The sequence below is a fragment of the Telluria sp. ZB4P37 genome, from assembly GCF_059685855.1.
This window is the reverse complement of the sequence record NZ_JCASID010000012.1, coordinates 132,566-148,506: the sequence shown is the minus strand read 5'-3', so window position 1 is coordinate 148,506 and position 15,941 is coordinate 132,566. Positions and strand designations below refer to the sequence as shown.

Annotated in this window: 20 protein-coding genes, 1 tRNA gene and 1 pseudogene; 8 read left to right on the top strand and 14 right to left on the bottom strand. The window is 61.6% G+C overall.

The genetic code is table 11. The features are described 5' to 3' along the window. The first annotated feature begins 477 nt into the window (after nt 1–477). The 5 genes from AC56K1_RS18060 (at nt 478) to AC56K1_RS18040 (ending at nt 7,333) form a co-directional block, all read left to right on the top strand. Nucleotides 478–1,707, top strand: a complete 1,230-nt coding sequence (locus AC56K1_RS18060; RefSeq protein ID WP_497159178.1) for a putative DNA modification/repair radical SAM protein — start codon at nt 478–480, stop codon at nt 1,705–1,707. Then, complete coding sequence (locus AC56K1_RS18055; RefSeq protein ID WP_497159177.1) at nt 1,704–3,212, top strand: UdgX family uracil-DNA binding protein; 1,509 nt, start codon at nt 1,704–1,706, stop codon at nt 3,210–3,212. The genes AC56K1_RS18060 and AC56K1_RS18055 overlap by 4 nt, the downstream gene beginning before the upstream one ends. A gap of 191 nt (nt 3,213–3,403) precedes the next feature. After that, entirely contained in the window at nt 3,404–4,189 is a 786-nt protein-coding gene (locus AC56K1_RS18050; protein WP_497159176.1) for a TorF family putative porin, read from the top strand. Between the two features lie 15 nt (nt 4,190–4,204). Then, on the top strand, nt 4,205–6,223 hold the full coding sequence (locus AC56K1_RS18045) for a methyl-accepting chemotaxis protein (protein ID WP_497159175.1): 2,019 nt from the start codon (nt 4,205–4,207) through the stop codon (nt 6,221–6,223). An 84-nt stretch (nt 6,224–6,307) separates the two neighbouring features. Next, nucleotides 6,308–7,333 (top strand): TraB/GumN family protein, encoded by a 1,026-nt coding sequence (locus tag AC56K1_RS18040; RefSeq protein ID WP_497159174.1) that lies wholly within the window; start codon nt 6,308–6,310, stop codon nt 7,331–7,333. Between the two features lie 85 nt (nt 7,334–7,418). On the opposite strand, the gene AC56K1_RS18035 is transcribed toward AC56K1_RS18040, so the two are convergent. Both AC56K1_RS18035 and AC56K1_RS18030 read right to left on the bottom strand, forming a co-directional pair. Then, a complete protein-coding gene (locus AC56K1_RS18035) occupies nt 7,419–7,973 on the bottom strand; it encodes a hypothetical protein (RefSeq protein WP_497159173.1) in 555 nt (184 codons plus the stop codon). Between the two features lie 21 nt (nt 7,974–7,994). Beyond that, nucleotides 7,995–8,300 carry a hypothetical protein gene (locus AC56K1_RS18030; protein ID WP_497159172.1) on the bottom strand — a complete coding sequence of 102 codons (306 nt, stop codon included), beginning with the start codon at nt 8,298–8,300 and terminating at the stop codon, nt 7,995–7,997. A 271-nt stretch (nt 8,301–8,571) separates the two neighbouring features. Between AC56K1_RS18030 and AC56K1_RS18025 the strand changes: the two genes are divergently transcribed. From AC56K1_RS18025 to AC56K1_RS18015, 3 genes are all read left to right on the top strand, one after another. Beyond that, nucleotides 8,572–8,645, top strand: a tRNA-Gly gene (locus AC56K1_RS18025). Between the two features lie 300 nt (nt 8,646–8,945). Then, entirely contained in the window at nt 8,946–9,311 is a 366-nt protein-coding gene (locus AC56K1_RS18020) for a helix-turn-helix domain-containing protein (RefSeq protein WP_497159171.1), read from the top strand. 50 nt (nt 9,312–9,361) lie between these two features. After that, the gene (locus AC56K1_RS18015) at nt 9,362–9,859 is read left to right on the top strand and encodes an ImmA/IrrE family metallo-endopeptidase (RefSeq protein ID WP_497159181.1); all 498 of its coding nucleotides are present in this window, start codon (nt 9,362–9,364) and stop codon (nt 9,857–9,859) included. Nucleotides 9,860–10,406: 547 nt separating this feature from the next. Here the strand turns inward: AC56K1_RS18015 and AC56K1_RS18010 are convergent. The 12 genes and pseudogenes from AC56K1_RS18010 to AC56K1_RS17955 all read right to left on the bottom strand — a co-directional run bounded on the left by AC56K1_RS18010 (nt 10,407) and on the right by AC56K1_RS17955 (nt 15,876). After that, nucleotides 10,407–11,414: a tyrosine-type recombinase/integrase gene (locus tag AC56K1_RS18010; RefSeq protein ID WP_497159170.1), complete on the bottom strand. Its 1,008-nt coding sequence runs from the start codon at nt 11,412–11,414 to the stop codon at nt 10,407–10,409. A gap of 7 nt (nt 11,415–11,421) precedes the next feature. After that, nucleotides 11,422–11,643, bottom strand: coding sequence for a DUF4224 domain-containing protein (locus AC56K1_RS18005; protein WP_497159169.1), 222 nt, complete (start codon nt 11,641–11,643; stop codon nt 11,422–11,424). After that, on the bottom strand, nt 11,643–12,254 hold the full coding sequence (locus AC56K1_RS18000) for a hypothetical protein (protein ID WP_497159168.1): 612 nt from the start codon (nt 12,252–12,254) through the stop codon (nt 11,643–11,645). Before AC56K1_RS18000 ends, AC56K1_RS18005 begins: the two co-directional genes overlap by 1 nt. Before the next feature lie 130 nt (nt 12,255–12,384). Continuing rightward, entirely contained in the window at nt 12,385–12,681 is a 297-nt protein-coding gene (locus tag AC56K1_RS17995; RefSeq protein ID WP_497159167.1) for a hypothetical protein, read from the bottom strand. After that, nucleotides 12,678–12,920, bottom strand: a complete 243-nt coding sequence (locus AC56K1_RS17990) for a hypothetical protein (RefSeq protein ID WP_497159166.1) — start codon at nt 12,918–12,920, stop codon at nt 12,678–12,680. The genes AC56K1_RS17995 and AC56K1_RS17990 overlap by 4 nt, the downstream gene beginning before the upstream one ends. After that, nucleotides 12,917–13,105, bottom strand: coding sequence for a hypothetical protein (locus AC56K1_RS17985; RefSeq protein ID WP_497159165.1), 189 nt, complete (start codon nt 13,103–13,105; stop codon nt 12,917–12,919). The genes AC56K1_RS17990 and AC56K1_RS17985 overlap by 4 nt, the downstream gene beginning before the upstream one ends. Continuing rightward, nucleotides 13,102–13,452, bottom strand: coding sequence for a DUF551 domain-containing protein (locus AC56K1_RS17980; protein ID WP_497159164.1), 351 nt, complete (start codon nt 13,450–13,452; stop codon nt 13,102–13,104). Before AC56K1_RS17980 ends, AC56K1_RS17985 begins: the two co-directional genes overlap by 4 nt. Next, entirely contained in the window at nt 13,449–13,724 is a 276-nt protein-coding gene (locus AC56K1_RS17975) for a DNA translocase FtsK (protein WP_497159180.1), read from the bottom strand. Before AC56K1_RS17975 ends, AC56K1_RS17980 begins: the two co-directional genes overlap by 4 nt. Nucleotides 13,725–13,727: 3 nt before the next feature. Beyond that, a pseudogene (locus tag AC56K1_RS17970) lies at nt 13,728–14,621 on the bottom strand (recombination-associated protein RdgC); the annotation flags it as partial. A gap of 1 nt (nt 14,622) precedes the next feature. Beyond that, on the bottom strand, nt 14,623–14,820 hold the full coding sequence (locus tag AC56K1_RS17965; RefSeq protein WP_497159163.1) for a hypothetical protein: 198 nt from the start codon (nt 14,818–14,820) through the stop codon (nt 14,623–14,625). Between the two features lie 19 nt (nt 14,821–14,839). After that, nucleotides 14,840–15,688 carry a ParB/RepB/Spo0J family partition protein gene (locus tag AC56K1_RS17960; protein ID WP_497159162.1) on the bottom strand — a complete coding sequence of 283 codons (849 nt, stop codon included), beginning with the start codon at nt 15,686–15,688 and terminating at the stop codon, nt 14,840–14,842. 2 nt (nt 15,689–15,690) lie between these two features. Beyond that, entirely contained in the window at nt 15,691–15,876 is a 186-nt protein-coding gene (locus AC56K1_RS17955; protein ID WP_497159161.1) for a hypothetical protein, read from the bottom strand. Nucleotides 15,877–15,941: the final 65 nt, after the last annotated feature.

Below are 15,941 nucleotides of genomic sequence, written 5' to 3'. Positions count from 1 at the left end.
TGTGACGGCCTTGATTTCATACTTGCTGGTCGCGTTGTACAAGCAGGCGCATGGCATCAAGCACACGCTATGGCATTGCCTCAGCCTGATTACTGCCACTTTGTTCGAGCCTCCCGTCATCAACACGAAGACTGCCCGAACGCGTCCAAAACAAGCTAGAACAGCGCCCTCGAAGCGGCCGGGGGCACTCTAGTGAAGAGGTATCGAATTATCTTGGACACCAGTGCGCCTGCGCCGGAATGACGGTTTTTAAGGTAGAGGCATACGTAAGGCCGCCTCTCGGTCAGCTCCCCATGCAAGTCGTTCCCGTGTAGGCGGGAACAATGCCACCGGTATTGTCCCCCAAGTTCGATGCGTACCATCTACGCATCCTTGCACCACTATTGAACCGCCTCTGACGCACACCGTTGACGCTATACGGGCTGTCTCCCCGCGCCCGATAGTATACTGTATGCCCATACAGTCCGATCGCTCACGATGGAACTCAACGACAAGCTGGAAATCCTGGCGGACGCCGCAAAATACGACGCGTCCTGCGCCAGCAGTGGCGCGCCGAAACGTGGTTCCGAGGGCAAGGATGGCCTGGGCGCCACCACCGGCATGGGCATTTGCCACAGCTATACGCCGGATGGCCGCTGCGTCTCGCTGCTCAAGATCCTGCTGACCAATTTCTGCGTCTACGACTGCCAATACTGCATCAACCGCCGCAGCTCGAACGTGCCGCGCGCTCGCTTTTCGGTGGACGAAGTAGTCAAGCTCACGCACGATTTCTACATCCGCAACTACATCGACGGCCTGTTCCTGAGCTCGGGCATCATCCAGTCGTCCGACTACACGATGGAGCAGCTGGTGGCGGTGGCGCGTCAGTTGCGCGAAGTGCACAACTTCCGCGGCTACATCCACCTGAAAACCATTCCCGATGCCGACCCGCTACTCATCGCCGAGGCCGGACGCTGGGCCGACCGTCTGTCAGTCAACATCGAGCTGCCCACTCACGACAGCGTGACCCGTCTGGCGCCGGAAAAGAACGTCCACACGATCAAGCTGGCGATGGGCTCGATCCGCCGCAAGCTCGACGAAAAGGCCGAGGAGCCAAATGCGCCGAGCTTTGCCCCGGCCGGCCAGAGCACGCAAATGATCGTCGGCGCCGACGCCAGTGACGACCAGACCATTTTGAACACGGCCGAAACCCTCTACGGCAGCTACAAGCTCAAGCGCGTGTATTACTCGGCCTTCAGCCCCATCCCACAAAGCCCGAAAAGTGTGCCGCTGGCGCCGCCGCCGCTGTTGCGCGAGCACCGCCTGTACCAGGCCGACTTTTTATTGCGCGGCTACGGCTTCACGGTGGGCGAACTCATGCCGGAAGCGGGCAACCTGGCGCTCGACGTTGATCCCAAGCTGGCCTGGGCGCTGACCAACCGCGAGCACTTCCCCATGGACCTGAACCGCGCCGACGAAACCATGATCGCGCGCGTGCCCGGCATCGGCCTGCGCAACGCCAGGCGCATCATCGACCTGCGCCGTATTCGCCGCGTGCGCTGGGAAGACCTGTCGCGCCTGCGCTGCAGCATGAAGAAGCTGGCGCCTTTCATCATCACGGCCGACTACAAGCCGGTGCAGGGCGCCGCCAGCTCCCACATCCTGCGCCGCCACCTGGCCGATGCGCCCGAGCAGATGAACCTGTGGCCGGAGCTGCAGGCAGCATGAACGCCCGGGCCGCCGTCACGGCTGCCGCCAGCGGCCAGCCGCTGCAGGTGAACAGCTTCGGCGAGTGGCGCATGGCTGCGCGCGAGCTGCTGCGGGCCGGCGTGCCGCCCGAAGCCGTCACCTGGAATACGCCGGACGCCGCCGGTAGCGGCGATCTGTTCTCGGGTGCGCCGGCACCTGGCGTGCAATCGCATCATTCGCCCATCCCGACACAACAGGCGCAGCCGCCGAAACAGGCTGTTGCCGTCGTGCCGCGCTCTTTGCTCGAGATGCTGCAGAAAGCCGCATGCTTTCGCGCTCCGGATCGCTGGGCGTTTCTCTACCGGGTGCTGTGGCGCTGGCAGCAGGGCGAGCACGACGTGCAATCGCCGGCCGACCCGGACGGGTCGCGCCTGCACGGCATGGTCAAGGCAGTGCGGCGCGAGGAGCACGACATGCATGCCTATATCCGGTTCCGCGAGCGCCCAATCGAGGCCGGCGCGCCGCGCTTCGTGGCCTGGTTCGAACCAAGCCACGACGTGCTGCAGCAGGTGGCCGAGCATTTCGTGGCCCGCATGGGCAAGACCAGCTGGATGATCGCCACGCCCGAGGCCAGCGTGCTGTGGGATGGCGCCACGCTGCACAATACCGGCCCCCTGATGTCGAGCGCGGCCGACCTGATTGATGACGGCGAGGCCCTGTGGCTCACCTATTACCGCAGCATCTTCAACCCGGCGCGCGTCAACGCCCAGCTGATGCAAAGCCACATCCCCTCGCGCTTCTGGAAGAACCTGCCGGAAGGCGTGATCGTGCCTTCGATGGTGAGCCAGGCCGAACTCGGCGCGCGCAAGATTGGCCAGGTAGAGACCGTCGGCCGCAAGAGCGGCGCCACCATTCCCATCTCCGCCGAACAGGCGCAGCCCGACCGCGAGCAGCCCTCCAAGCTGGACGAATGCCGGCGCTGCGAACTGTGGCAGTACGCCACCCAGGCGGTGCCCGGCGAAGGGTCAAAACGCGCGCCGATCATGATCGTGGGCGAGCAGCCGGGCGACCAGGAAGACCTGGCCGGCAAGCCTTTCGTGGGCCCGGCCGGCAAGCTGCTCGACCGCGTGTTCGCCCTGGCCGACGTCGACCGCAAGACGGTTTACCTCACCAACGCCGTGAAACACTTCAAGTGGGTGCCCAAGGGCAAGCGCCGCATCCACAAGACCCCGGCCCAGCGCGAGGTCGAGGCCTGCCATTACTGGCTCGAGAAAGAGCTGGCCGCGGTCGAGCCCAAGGTGATCGTTGCCATGGGCTCGACTGCGCTCAAGTCGGTGCTGGGCAACGGCACGGTCACGCTCAAGGATACGCTGGGCAAACCGGTCCGCCACGAGGGGCGTTGGGTGGTGACGATCTACCACCCCTCCTATGTGCTGCGGGTGCCGGACGAAGCGGCCAAGCAGGAGGCGTTTTCGAGCATGGTCAAGGGCTTGAGGCTGGCGCACGAGCTGCTGGAACGGCCCGACCTGCCCGAACCGGATTGAACACCGGGCCACGCCGCCCACTGTTGCGCCAAGGACGCACGAGTTGAAAAATCTCGTTATTGAACTCGTCACAATTCGGTGAATATTCACTTTCGTCTCGTAGAATTTCCGTACAGCATTAATTGCTGAGCAGATAGATAACGGTGTCCTGCCGTTTATCTTCGCCTTCGCCGGACTTTCACGAGACAACCATGACCGCTCTTTCCCGGCTGCTGCCGGCTTCCCTCTTCGTGCTGGCCATGCCGGCCGCCCATGCCGATACCAGCGCGCCTGCTTCCGCGCCCGCCGTGCTGGCCCTCACGTCGACGGTCACCGTCGCCTCGCAATACGTTTCGCGCGGCATCCGCCAGAGCTGGGGCCGCCCCGCGCTCCAGGCAGGTGTCGATGCGGTACACGCGAGCGGCTGGTCCGCAGGCACCTGGACTTCGACCGTGAGCGACCGCTTCATCGAAGGCGGCCGCGTGGAATGGGACCTGTACGGCGGCTATACCGGCATGATCGGGCCGGTCGGCGTCAGCCTGATGGCGGTGCACTACCGCTATCCGGGCGCGAGCCTCGCCGGCATCAAATACGACTACACCGAACTGGTGCCGGGCGTGAGCTACGGGCCGTTTTACGCAAAGTACGCCCGCACCGTGTCGCGCGATTTCTTCGGCATCACGAACGCGCGCGGCACCGGCTACCTGGACATCGGCGCCAACCAGGACTTGGGCGGCGGCTTTACCCTCAACCTGCACGCGGGCGATGGCCGCGTCGCGGGCCGCGGCAACGATATCTGGGACTGGCGCGACCTCAAGCTTGGGGCGACCAAATCCTTCGACGGCGGCTGGAACGTGGCTGCGGCGTATACCCGCGCCTGGGGTGCCACCGATGCCTACGACCGCTATACCACGGGCGTGCCGCTTGCCGGCGGCGCCTTCGCAGTTTCCAATCCCGCCAAGGGCACGCTTGCCGTCAGCCTGGCACGTACCTTCTAAAAAATCGAGACCACCATGACTAAGCAGACGCAGTCCCGCCGCCCGCGTGGCGTATCCCTTTCGCTAACCGCCAAGATTTGCGCCACCGCTACTGCACTGGTGGTGCTCAGCCTCGGCGCCACCTCGACCTTCATCGGCATGAAGAGCAGCGCCAGCGCCGAAGCGAGCGCCTTCGATCAGGCCCGCACCTCGGCACGCGAAGCGGCCGTAGCGCTGGAAGGCCGCATTGGTATCAACCTGGCGGCGGCCGGCAGCATCTCCGGTGTCATGGCTGCGAGTCGCGGCTCGGCGCTGCCCCTGCAGCGCGACCAGGTCAACGACATGGTCTTGCATGCGCTGCGCGCCAACGCCGACGCGGTCGGCATGTCGGTTGCGTTCGAGCCAGATGCGCTCGATGGCAAGGACGCGGAATTCGCCGGCAAGGCCCCGCACTACGACGCCACCGGCCGCCACATGCCGTACTTCAGCCGCGGCGCGGACGGCAACGCGAAGATCGAGCCGATCGTCTTCCTGCCCACGGCCGGGGCCAACGACTGGTACGACGTGCCCAAGGCCACCGGCCGCATGCACTTTACCGAACCCTACCAGTATCCGATCGATGGCAAGAACGTCCTGATCGCCTCGCTCGCGGCGCCGATCAAGGTCGACGGCAAAGTCATCGGCGTCACCACGGCCGACTTCCCGCTGACCAAGCTGTCGGCCATCCTGGCCGGCATGAAGTTCATGGAAGGCGGCTCGCTGGCGCTGGTATCGAACGGCGGCCTGTATGCCAGCCATCCGCTCGCGGAACGCAACGGCAAGAAGGCCGACGACCTGCCGGCGGCGGCGCTCGACGCCGTCAAGAACGGCAAGGCCTACCAGTACATCGACGCCAGGGGAATGGTCCACATGCTGCAGCCGGTGCGCCTGCACGCGGACATCGCGCCGTGGTCGATCTCGCTGGCATTCCCGGAAAGCGTGGCGACGGCTTCCTCGCGCGAACTGGCCGGCTATGCGGCGATCGTCTCGATCATCTGCGCCATCGTCGCCGCCTTTATCATGGTGTCGGTGCTGCGCCGCCTGACCCTGCCGCTGCGCAAGCTGAGCGCCACCATGACCGACCTCTCCAGCGGCAACGCCGACCTGAGCGCACGCCTCGACGCGCGCGGCAAGGATGAACTGGCGCAGATCGCGGCCGGCTTCAACGGTTTCGTCGCCAAGATCCAGGACGTGCTGGCCCGTGTCAGCATCAGCTCGGACGCAGTGGCCGTGGCGTCGAGCGAAATCCGCCAGGGCAATGCCGACCTGTCGGTGCGCACCGAGCAGCAGGCCAGCGCGCTGGAAGAAACCGCGGCCTCGATGGAAGAACTCAACGGCACCGTCAGGCAGAACGCCGACAACGCGCGCCAGGCCAACCAGCTGGCAGAGTCGGCCAGCGCGATCGCCGTGCGCGGCGGCGACGTGGTGGCCCAGGTGGTAACCACGATGGCCTCGATCAGCGACTCGTCCAGGAAAGTCGTGGACATCATCGGCGTTATCGACGGCATCGCCTTCCAGACCAATATCCTGGCGCTGAACGCCGCCGTCGAAGCGGCGCGCGCCGGCGAGCAGGGCCGCGGCTTTGCGGTCGTCGCCACCGAGGTGCGCAACCTGGCGCAGCGCAGCGCCGCCGCCGCCAAGGAGATCAAGACCCTGATCGGCGACTCGGTCCAGAAGGTCAGCGTCGGCACCGGCCTGGTGGCGGACGCCGGCAAGACCATGGGCGACGTGGTGGCCAGCGTGCGCCGCGTCAGCGACATCGTCGCAGAGATCAGCGCCGCCAGCGCGGAGCAGAGCACCGGCATCGGCCAGGTCAACCAGGCCATCGTGCAGATGGACGGCGTGACCCAGCAGAATGCGGCGCTGGTGGAAGAGGCAGCGGCGGCGGCGGAAAGCCTGCAGCAGCAGGCCGCTACCCTGGTCGCGCTGGTCGGCCAGTTCAAGCTCGAGGAAGCGACGCGCCCGCAGCCGGCCGCGCGTCCGGCACCTGCCCGCCTTGCCATGCAGGCGGCATGAAATAAAGGGGGCCTTGCCGGCTTTAAGGATCGGCTCATATTGCAGAGCTAAGCTTGACGGACAACCAACAACAAGGATGTCCTGATGCTGAAATTCGCACTCTTGCCGGCGCTGTGCCTGGCCTTCGTTGCAGCGCCGGCGCTGGCCCAGTCGGCCGATCCGGCGCCTGCGCCTGAGCTGTCCACTGAACCGGAAGCCGGGGCGCAGGCCGCGCCGGAACAGATCCTGGTGGTCGGCCAGAAGCCCGGCCCCGGTATGTGGAAGGTGTCGAAGGACGACCACGTGCTGTGGGTCTTCGGCACCTATTCGCCGCTGCCGGTCAAGATGAATTGGCGCTCGCACGAGGTCGAAGCCGTCATCGCGCGCTCGCAGGAATATCTGGCCCCGCCGCTGGGCAAGGTCGACATCGGCTATGTCCAGGGCCTGATGGCGCTGCCCCTGCTCATCGGCATCAACGACAATCCCGACGGCGCCACCCTGCGAGACGTGCTCCCGGCCGACGCCTACGCCCGCTGGCTGCCGCTCAAGGAAAAATACCTGCCCAAGAATAAGGAGCGCGAGCGGCCGATCTTCGTGGCCAGTCAGTTGTTCAGCGCCGCCATGAAGCAGGCAGGACTCACCACCAGCACCGACGTGCGCAAGCAGGTCGAGAAGATCGTCGACCAGAAGAATCTCAAGGTGACGAAGACCGTCCTCGAGCTGCCGATCGAGAACGCGCGCCGCGTGATCAAGGACTTCAAGAAGTCGCCGCTCGACGATGCGGCCTGCTTCTCCGCCACATTGAGCCGTTTGGAGACCGATATCGAGGGCATGCGCCTGCGCGCCAACGCCTGGGCCAAGGGCGACATCGACGTCATCCGCAAGCTCGATTTCGTGGACCAGCAGGAGAGCTGCACCAACGTCATCATGAACAGCGCCGCCGTGCGCGACAATCCCACCTTCCAGGGCGCCGAGCCGCGTCTGCGCGCCATGTGGATCGCCAATGCGGAAGGTGCGCTGGCCAGGAACACCTCGACGTTTGCCGTGTTGTCGATGAAGGACGTGCTCAATCCGAAGGGCCTGCTGGCGACATTGGCGGCGAAAGGCTATAAGGTCGAGCAGCCGGAATAAGCCAAAGGTGGTGACAAAGCACGGAGCGTCGCGAACGATTGCTCCGCGCAGCTCAGGATGTTTCTCGGTGCAGGCCTGTAATACCTCAGGACCGCTTCACTGCTCGCACAAAACCAGTGAGTGAAATTAGCCACGCATAGAATGCGGCTGCAAGCAGGTTTGGTGGAAGCAGGAATATCATCGAGAGAGGCAGCAGGTACACTCCCATGTCGAAGTAGAGGATTGCGGACGCTGCAGATTTGCTGCGGCGCCTATTCCAGCCATTTTTAATCGCAGCGTATTCGGCTATCTCGCCAGGATCGCTTGGCGGTGCTGAGGGAACATCCGGGTTATATACGGTTTCATCGAGATGCGACATTTGAGACCAGACGCAGTGCAAAAGCGATTTGTAAAAACAAATTCCTGCGACTGCGGCAGCGAATAAGACTACATATCGCCGTTCGACCGCCAGGGAGAAGACAAGGTCCGGGCTAATTACCAGCGGTTGGACTTGGATTCTTGCATCAAGTAATCTCGCGTCTGTCATCGCTGCTGCGACGAAAACACCACTGACGAGGGCGAAAAGGATGGAGCACAGCGCTGGAATAGTGGTTTCCAATGCCTTTTGCCGATTCGGCTGCCTGGTCCAGGATTGACTCATCGCGCTGTCTGGAGCATTAGTTTAAAAAGCTGCACCGCACCTGGGGCAAACACTCAGTTTATGTCGGCGACAGAAGTACTTGGTGCAGTTCGCACACTGCACGGAATCGTATACCGAAATCACTTCAATGTTATAGGGCATCTGACATACGACGTCCTTGGAATCCATTAATGCGCGCATGAGAACGTCAGGAATTGCATTAAGGATATTCCTGCGAACGAAGGCGATTTCTTCCTGTGAAATCTCCCCAGGGTCGTCAGTGCGGAGCGGAAACTCATCCAGAATGCCCAGCAGTATTTCTTGAATCTGATTTTTGTCGATATGCACAGAATTCTCCTTTGCCTGCCACTAATTCGCACGATGGTTAGGGCGGTATCGATTCATGATGAATATCTGTCTAACGTGCAGATTGAAAGCGCCAGTAGGGAAATTGATTGAAATATTTCTTAGATTACGTCGATGCGGTAGCGGTTCCTTGGCACGCATAATTTAATCCACCCCTTGCTCACGTAGAGGAAAGGTCGGCTACGCTGATCCCTTCGAACTGCACTTTTAAGATTTGGCAACGGCCTTCGAACACGAGTAGAATGCAGGCAACGCGGGTGTAGCTCAATGGTAGAGCAGAAGCTTCCCAAGCTTACGACGAGGGTTCGATTCCCTTCACCCGCTCCATAGGGGAAACGGCTAGAAAAAGCTGCTTACTCCGCTCCACAAAATCTGTTTCGCTCCACAAAATCTTCATCTCCCCAGCGGGCTTTCGCTTGTCAGCCAGCTGTCCTTGTTGCGCCCGCCGCGTGAGCCGCAGCCATCTTTCCCAAAAAAATCTTGCAGAAAATCAATTTCCCTATTGCATTTCGCAACCGAATCGGTAAAATAGCATTCATTGATGGTAAAGAACGGTACTAAAAACAATAAGACGTACCTACCGGTTGAAGCACCCACCCTGAAGCACCACGAAAAGGAAAGAACGACATGACCACGACTACTGACTTCGGAAAGGTTGTCAGGATGGCCCGCATTCAAGCCAGTGTGAAATTGAGTGACATGGCAGCAGCCCTTGAAGTATCGCCGGCGTTCATCAGCAGTTTGGAAACTGGGCGCAAGCGTGTTTCAGATGAGTGGCTGGTGAAGATTGCGTCCTATCTTCGCCATGATTTGGGCCAGGCCGTACCGGATCTCGAGACAAAAGCAGCTGTCTCGAACGGGTCGGTCAACCTGGAAGGCTTGTCTCCGCAACACCAGATGTTGGTTGCTGGATTTGCCCGAATGAGAAATTTTGATGAGGAGATTGAGATGAAGTTCCGTGAACTGTTAGAAGCAGCCAGCCGAGGTGAATAGTGTCAAGCGAGTGTTATAAATCAGGTTTTCGTGTAGCAAAGTCTTCGGTGATGGAGATCCGTGCTAGGGCGATCAGCGTTCGGGATATTTTGATACCGGACGGTGCCCCTGACCTGGAGCTCTTCCTTGAGGGCCTGGAGCAGTTTGGTATTACGTACGACGTTGTTGAAGAGGGTTTCTTACCTCCCGGTGTCGAAGCTTCGTGCTTGCCCGAGAAACGTGTCATTTATATCACCGCGTCGGCGTTCGAAGGAGTTGTGCGTAACGAAGAGAGGGCTCGCTTCACCATCTTCCATGAGCTTGGCCACCTGCTTCTGGCGCACAGCCGTAGCTTCCACCGTGATTCCACTTTGGACTTTCCAATCTGGGAGAACTCGGAATGGCAAGCTGATCAGTTTGCAGCAGAAATTTTGATGCCGCTTGACGTCATCCGTGCGAAGAATTTGACCACAGCTGGGGAGCTGCGGGCTGAATTCGGGGTGTCGTACACGGCAGCATCCGTCCGCTTGGCAAAGCTGCGGAGCAGGAGGGAAATAAAAAACGCCTAAGGATGGGGATCCAAAGGCGTTCTCGGTAAAAGACATTCGAGCGGGGGACCCGTTTGTCTCTCAAGTATTTGCTACACGTTTAGAAGCAGAAGTTTAGTTGTGAATCTGCTGTTTGGCAAGCACTGAGTTCGGTATCAAGTCCCCAGTAACTGAAGGGAGATACGCCATGAAGACATGCGCATATCCGAAGTCAGTGCACGTACGCCAGTACACGCGAGTCCGCAAGGGCAAGCAGGAACTGGTCTGCGAGCACTGCCGCTCGCCACGTAGCTAAGCGGCAGGAGGTGGGGCGGCGTAGCCGCCCCATTCGAACACCACAACTTTACTTTTACTTTAGCCATGAAAAAAACTACTGCTCAAAAAACTGTTACCAACCATCGCGACGCAGGCACTGGCCTGTTTGTCACTAAGCGTTACGCTGAGTCGCACCCGAAAACCACGGTCACTGAGCGGAACAAGGTGCCGCCTAAGCGCAAGTAAGTCTTGACGGAGAAGGGTCGATACTGTGAGGTATCGCCCCTTCTTTTTGCGGCTACGCTTTCGAAAGTTACTTTGTCGGCGTCACGATCTTGCCTCTACGCAGATAGTGACGCTGCGTCGTTTTCACACTGTCGTGGCCCAGCAGATCCCGAGCAGCTTCTTCTCCCCGCCCATCCGCGGTATCGTCAGCAGCCTTCGCACGCAGGTCGTAGAAGCGGAACTCCTTAATGGCCTTGGCCAGCCCTGGAGTCTTCGCTGCAGCGGCCGCACGGGCCTTGTCGAACTGCGATCGCAGCGTCGGTGCCGTGAGCCGCTTTCCATGTTCGTTAACCAGCAAGGCGGCGGTCACAACCTTGTGGCCAGACTTCCGCGCCTCAATGCGCTCGAGCAGCGTTGCCAGCTCGCCGACCATCTTGATGCGCAGCGGCTGCTTGGTCTTCTCCTGGGTGACAATCAGGTGGTCCTCGACAATGTCGTGAACGGTCATCTTCAGCGCGTCCGCTGGCCGCTGGCCAGTTAGATATGCCAGGTCCATTGCGTCCTGCAGCGACGCGCTTGCACTGGCCCATACGGCGTTGTAGACGACGTCGCTGATGTACACGGTCCGTTTTTTGAGTGAGTAGCCCTGGATGCCTTCACAGGGGTTCGGCATGTCGGTGTAGCCCCAGCCGCGGGCGTGATTCCACATCGTCGAGAACACGCGCTTGCAGCGGTTTGCGGTCGTTGGCTTGTCGGCATGGTCTTCCAGGAAGTTCTTGATGTGCATCGGCCTGATCTGGCTCAGCGGTGCTATCGCAAACGACTCCAGCAAATGCTTGATGTCCGACCGGTACATGCGTGCGGAGCTGGCCGCCAGCTTTGGCACGACGTCAACCAAGTAGCGTTTCTCGAGGTCAGCGAACGTCGCGCCGGCGGTGGGCGCCACGACCACGTTCAGCTCCGCATACTTCTTCAATGCCAGAATGAAGTCGTCGCCAAGGGCGATCTCTTTCCGCTTGCCGTCGGGCCCTACCTGGTACATGTAGTAATACACCTTGCCGCTGCGCTGCACCCGGGGGTGCATGTGCGGTGGCATGTTCAAATTACGAGTGTTTCGTCTTCCCATCATTCCGCCTTGGCATTACCCATGTCTTCTCTTGGGGCGCTTCCCTACGCCCTTCCACGGCCGCGATCGCGATCACCGGCTCACCAATAGCGTTCACCCAGAAAGGCAGACCCATGGTGCGGAGCGCCTCGATCTGCTTCGACTTTCTGCGCCGCCCAGTCAGCCTCACGACTGCGTCAGCTGTCAAGAACGTTTCCATTATCCTTCCTTCGTCAGGGCGGTCGGATCTGCGCTTGTGCCTACAGCCGATGGGACGACGCGCAGGTCGGTAATGGCTTCGTCAAGGAACACCTTCGCGTCGATTTCCTGGATTTCCTGCGCCCACATCGGCGCAACGTCCTGTGGACGCAGTCCCGGCTCGCCGGGGTAAGTGTCCTTGCCGTGGTCTTCGATGTAGGTTGCAGCGCAGCCGCGCATACGCTCCACTGCCAGCAACGCGGCTTGATACAAATCGCCAGCATTCGCAGGATGCGCCCAGGGGAGAGCGTAGAGCGGGACAATAGGCTTGCCGCAGTCGGTCGCTACGCGCTGTACTTCATCACTGTTGCGGGACCACATGCGAACGTTCCCGTTGTCTGCGAACACCGCGAATGCGACTGGTTTGGCGGTTGGTGCCGGGTCGGCTTCGACCTGCTGGGCTATCAGCTTTTGGAACATTTGGCGCAGGCCAGGCACGCTCGTGCCGCCGATCTGCATCGCATTGAAGCCGTATCTGCTGGGGCGTGTGTCAATCCCGCAGGCGTGCAGCGCAGCGATGATCTGCGCATCCGTCGGCCAGTTGGCCGCGCTGGCATGGGTGTCTTGGCTCATGCTGCAGGTCCTTTCTCGCCGGTGCTGGCGGTGAATCGTTTCAACGGGCACTCCGGCAAGTGCGGAGTGCCTTGAGGCTGGCCGCAGCGCACGCAGGCGCACGGCGATCGCGTGATGTATGGGGTGCGCATCAGGCAGCTCCTGGCTTGCCAAGTGCTGCTACCTGGGCGCGGTCGTGCTGTTCGCCATCAAGTGGGAAGATCGTCACTTGCGGCCTGAGGAACATCGAAGCCGATGGCCTCTGGCTCGGCAGCTCTGCGAAGTCTTCATCGGGCGTGCCGACCAGGTCGGCAAAGTGATTGAGCAGGGCGGTGCGGTACTGCTGTGTGGACTGGAAGGTCATGGCATAGCCGTCGTTCGAAATCAAGTTGCGCAGCGGGCGCAGCATCAGCTTGCTTTCGGTCTCGGTCAGGTGGTCGGTGTTCATGTGGTTCTTTCTGGTGTTGCGGTTTTCACTTGAATCTCAGTGCTGTCGATGCCGCCCGGGATCCCGGCCAGGTAGACCGTCATCGAAACGCGGCCACCGTCCTGGTACAGCGAAAGGGCGTTGATGAATCGGTTCAGTCCCTGGTGCAGCACTGGCCGTGCGCAGTGTGCGGACTTGAGCAACAGCACCTGGTGTTTGTATGCGGTCGGATCCAGCGGAATGTCCTGGCTGTCGTTCACGCTGCCTCCTTGGCCTGCGCCTTGGCTTGTGCGCACGCGTTGCAGGCACCGCGCTGGACCAGCTGCTTCGCGGTGACGATCTTCCCGCACGCGCACTGCTTGCGGCGCAGGCTGATCGGCGCAGCGCTGGCCGTGCGCTCGCGGAAGCGCTCAAGGGTTCCGGCGCTTGGCGTTCCGAACCTCATGCCGCAGTCCTGGCCGGCGGCGCGGGCATCGGCATCCAGTGCGTCACTCGCTCGGCATTGATCGGCATTGCATCGACGTACCGCCAGATGCCGGCGTCTCGAAATCCAGTCCAGACGTCGTCATCGTTCAAGGCGATGAGGACTAGCGTGTCGTCGTCGGGCACGCTCGACTCGACCGGGGTCCAGCCTGGGCCAAGGGCTTGGATAGCCGTGCTCAGTTCGACAAATCGATTTTTAACCGCCTGCTTCGCCGCGCGGAACGGCTTGCTCGATGGGTGCGGAGCCGCCTCCAGCGCATCGTCGTGCGCTGCTTGAACGCGGCTCAGAAGGGTGGCGATCGCGTTCATGCGCTGGCAACCAGAATGTCGCGGTTCCCGGTCGAGGCCATAGCCGACACCACGCCGCGCTTTTCCATCGCTTCCATGAGGCGTGCCGCGCGGTTGTACCCAAGGCGCAGGTGACGCTGCACCAACGAGATGGAGGCACGCTGGTTCTTCAACACGATCTGTACGGCCTGATCGTAGAGTGCATCGTCGTCCAGATCCTCTATAGCATTCGATGCGGCGGCAGCAGCGCTCAGCGCCGCGCGCTCCCCTGCATCCTCCTGTGCTTTGCTCACCAGGTCATGCGCTTCGCCGCCCAGAGCGTCAACCACGTCCTCCAGCAGCTTCGCCAGCTCGCCGGTCATCAGCATGATGTCGTTATCGAAGCGCTCATCATCGCTGTAGGTAACGGCTTCGCCTTCCTTGATGACGTCCAGCGGCTTGATGCCCTTGATCGCCATCGATTCGGTCAGCACGAAGCTGATACGGTCGGTCCAGGTCATGGCCAGGCGGGTGCACTGCTTGCCGGCGGCGATGTGGCGGCGGATGTCGTCCGGCTCCAGCGTGTGCTTCACGTAGCGCACGGCGGCGCGGCTTTCGCCGGTCGCGCGCAGTTCGGTGTCCTGGTCGATCGTGAAGCCATACGGCGCTTCGTCCGCTTCCAGCCAGCCGGTCATCACGGCCACCGGCGAGCGCTGCACGCGCAGCGATTCAAGGGGCATGCGGTCGACGGCCTTGAGCAGCAGTTTGATGACGTCGTCCGCCTTCGACGGGCTGGCGGCATCGACCACCAGCCAGCCGTTGACCGGGTCGATCCAGACCCAGACGTTGCTGCGGATCGAGAAGGCGCGCGGCAGCAGCTCGTCGGCGACGCGCTCCTTCAGTTCCTTCATTGCCTTCTTACCCGGCGGGAAGCCCTGCTGCTCTTCCATCTCGGCGGCCTTGGCCTTGGCGACCTGGTTGATCACCGACGAGGGCAGCAGCTTCTTCTCGGTACCGAGCATCATCAGCATCTGCTTATTGACGACGTGGACCAGCTTGCCGTTGGCGCGTGGCGAATCCCAGCCTTGGCGCAGCAGCTCGTTGCTGCTGGCGGGCGTGAATGCCTGCGGCTGTAGCGCTTCTTCCATTTGCTCGGGTGTGAACTCCCATCCGACGGGTAGGCGGTAGGCCTGGAGGTTCTTGAGCCACATGTTATGCAGCCTCCGCGTGGACCAGCTTATTGACCGGGACTTGCCACGGTGCGTTGTCGAGGGTGCCCGGCACGCGGACGAGGGCAACCTTGGCGCCATTGCTGAGGTCGGTCTTGATCTCTTGCACGGTGCCGGTTTGCGGACCGGTATCGCTGTCGAATTTGACGGTAGTGCCAAGGGTGATCGTGTTCTGCTTCATGCTGTTCTTTCGGGCTGGTTTAGTTGTGACCAGCGGCTGCCGAGAGCAGGGCGCGCAGGTCGGTGGTCTCGCCGACCGTCTTCGGGATGGTCAGGTCGAGTTCATAAAATCGGTTCTTGTCGCTTTCGTATTGCTCGGAGATCTTTAGGTTCGCCACCAGCCAGTCGACGATCTGCTTGTCCGAGACCTCGCCGCCGCGGCGCGCGATGACGCCTGCGGTAACCTTGCTCTTCCCCGATGCCTGGGCGGCTTCCAGACCTTCCTGAATGACCGCGCCGGCCTTGCTGCCGTGCTTCTTGACGATGTTCAGCGCAGCAGTGCCCGAGATCTGGCCGGCGTTGACTGCCTGGTGTACGTCGCTGTTCGATTCGGCGAGCAGCAGCATGTCCTTGACGTGCTGGGTGGACTTGCCGCGACGGTCGGCGATCTGCTTCTCGGTCCAGCCGAAGCCGATCAGCTTGCGATACTGGACGCCGAGCTGCAGCGGTGTGAGCGCTAGGCCCGACGCGCTGTTGAGCATGTGCGCCACGCGGTCGGCATCGTTGCCACGGAACTGGCGGCAGTCGAGGGCCTTTATCTCATGGCCCTTGGCGATCGCGTCGAGCGCGGCAGCGTGGCGGTGGTGGCCGTCCACGATCAGGATGCGGTTGTCCTCGACCCGCACGTCTAGCGGCGGGAAGGTCGCGCCGTTACGCAGGGCTAGCGACATCTCGGCCACGTGGTCCGCGTTCAGCGGACGAGCGTTAAACCCTTCCTCGACCTCGATGACGCGCGGGTCGACGGCAAACTGGCTGGTCTTCGATACAGCCGGATTGTTCTTGTCTTCGGCTGCGGCCTTCAGGGAGGCCATGTGGTTTGCGTATGCCATAGTTATTTGTCGTTGGCCTGCAGCTTCTTTACGTCGATGCGCGCGCGGCGCTGCATATGCCGGCGGGCGACGGCCTCCAAAATCAATTTGAGGGCAGGGTGCTGGAGCATCTCGTCCAGGTCGGCATCCGTTTGGAGCCTCATGTGCGCCACTTCGAGGGCGGCGCGGTCTGGCGAGATGCGCTGCATGTCAGTACATGCGGAACTTGTAGGCCCGGCGGATCGACTCGATGCGTCCCAGGCCAGTGAAACGG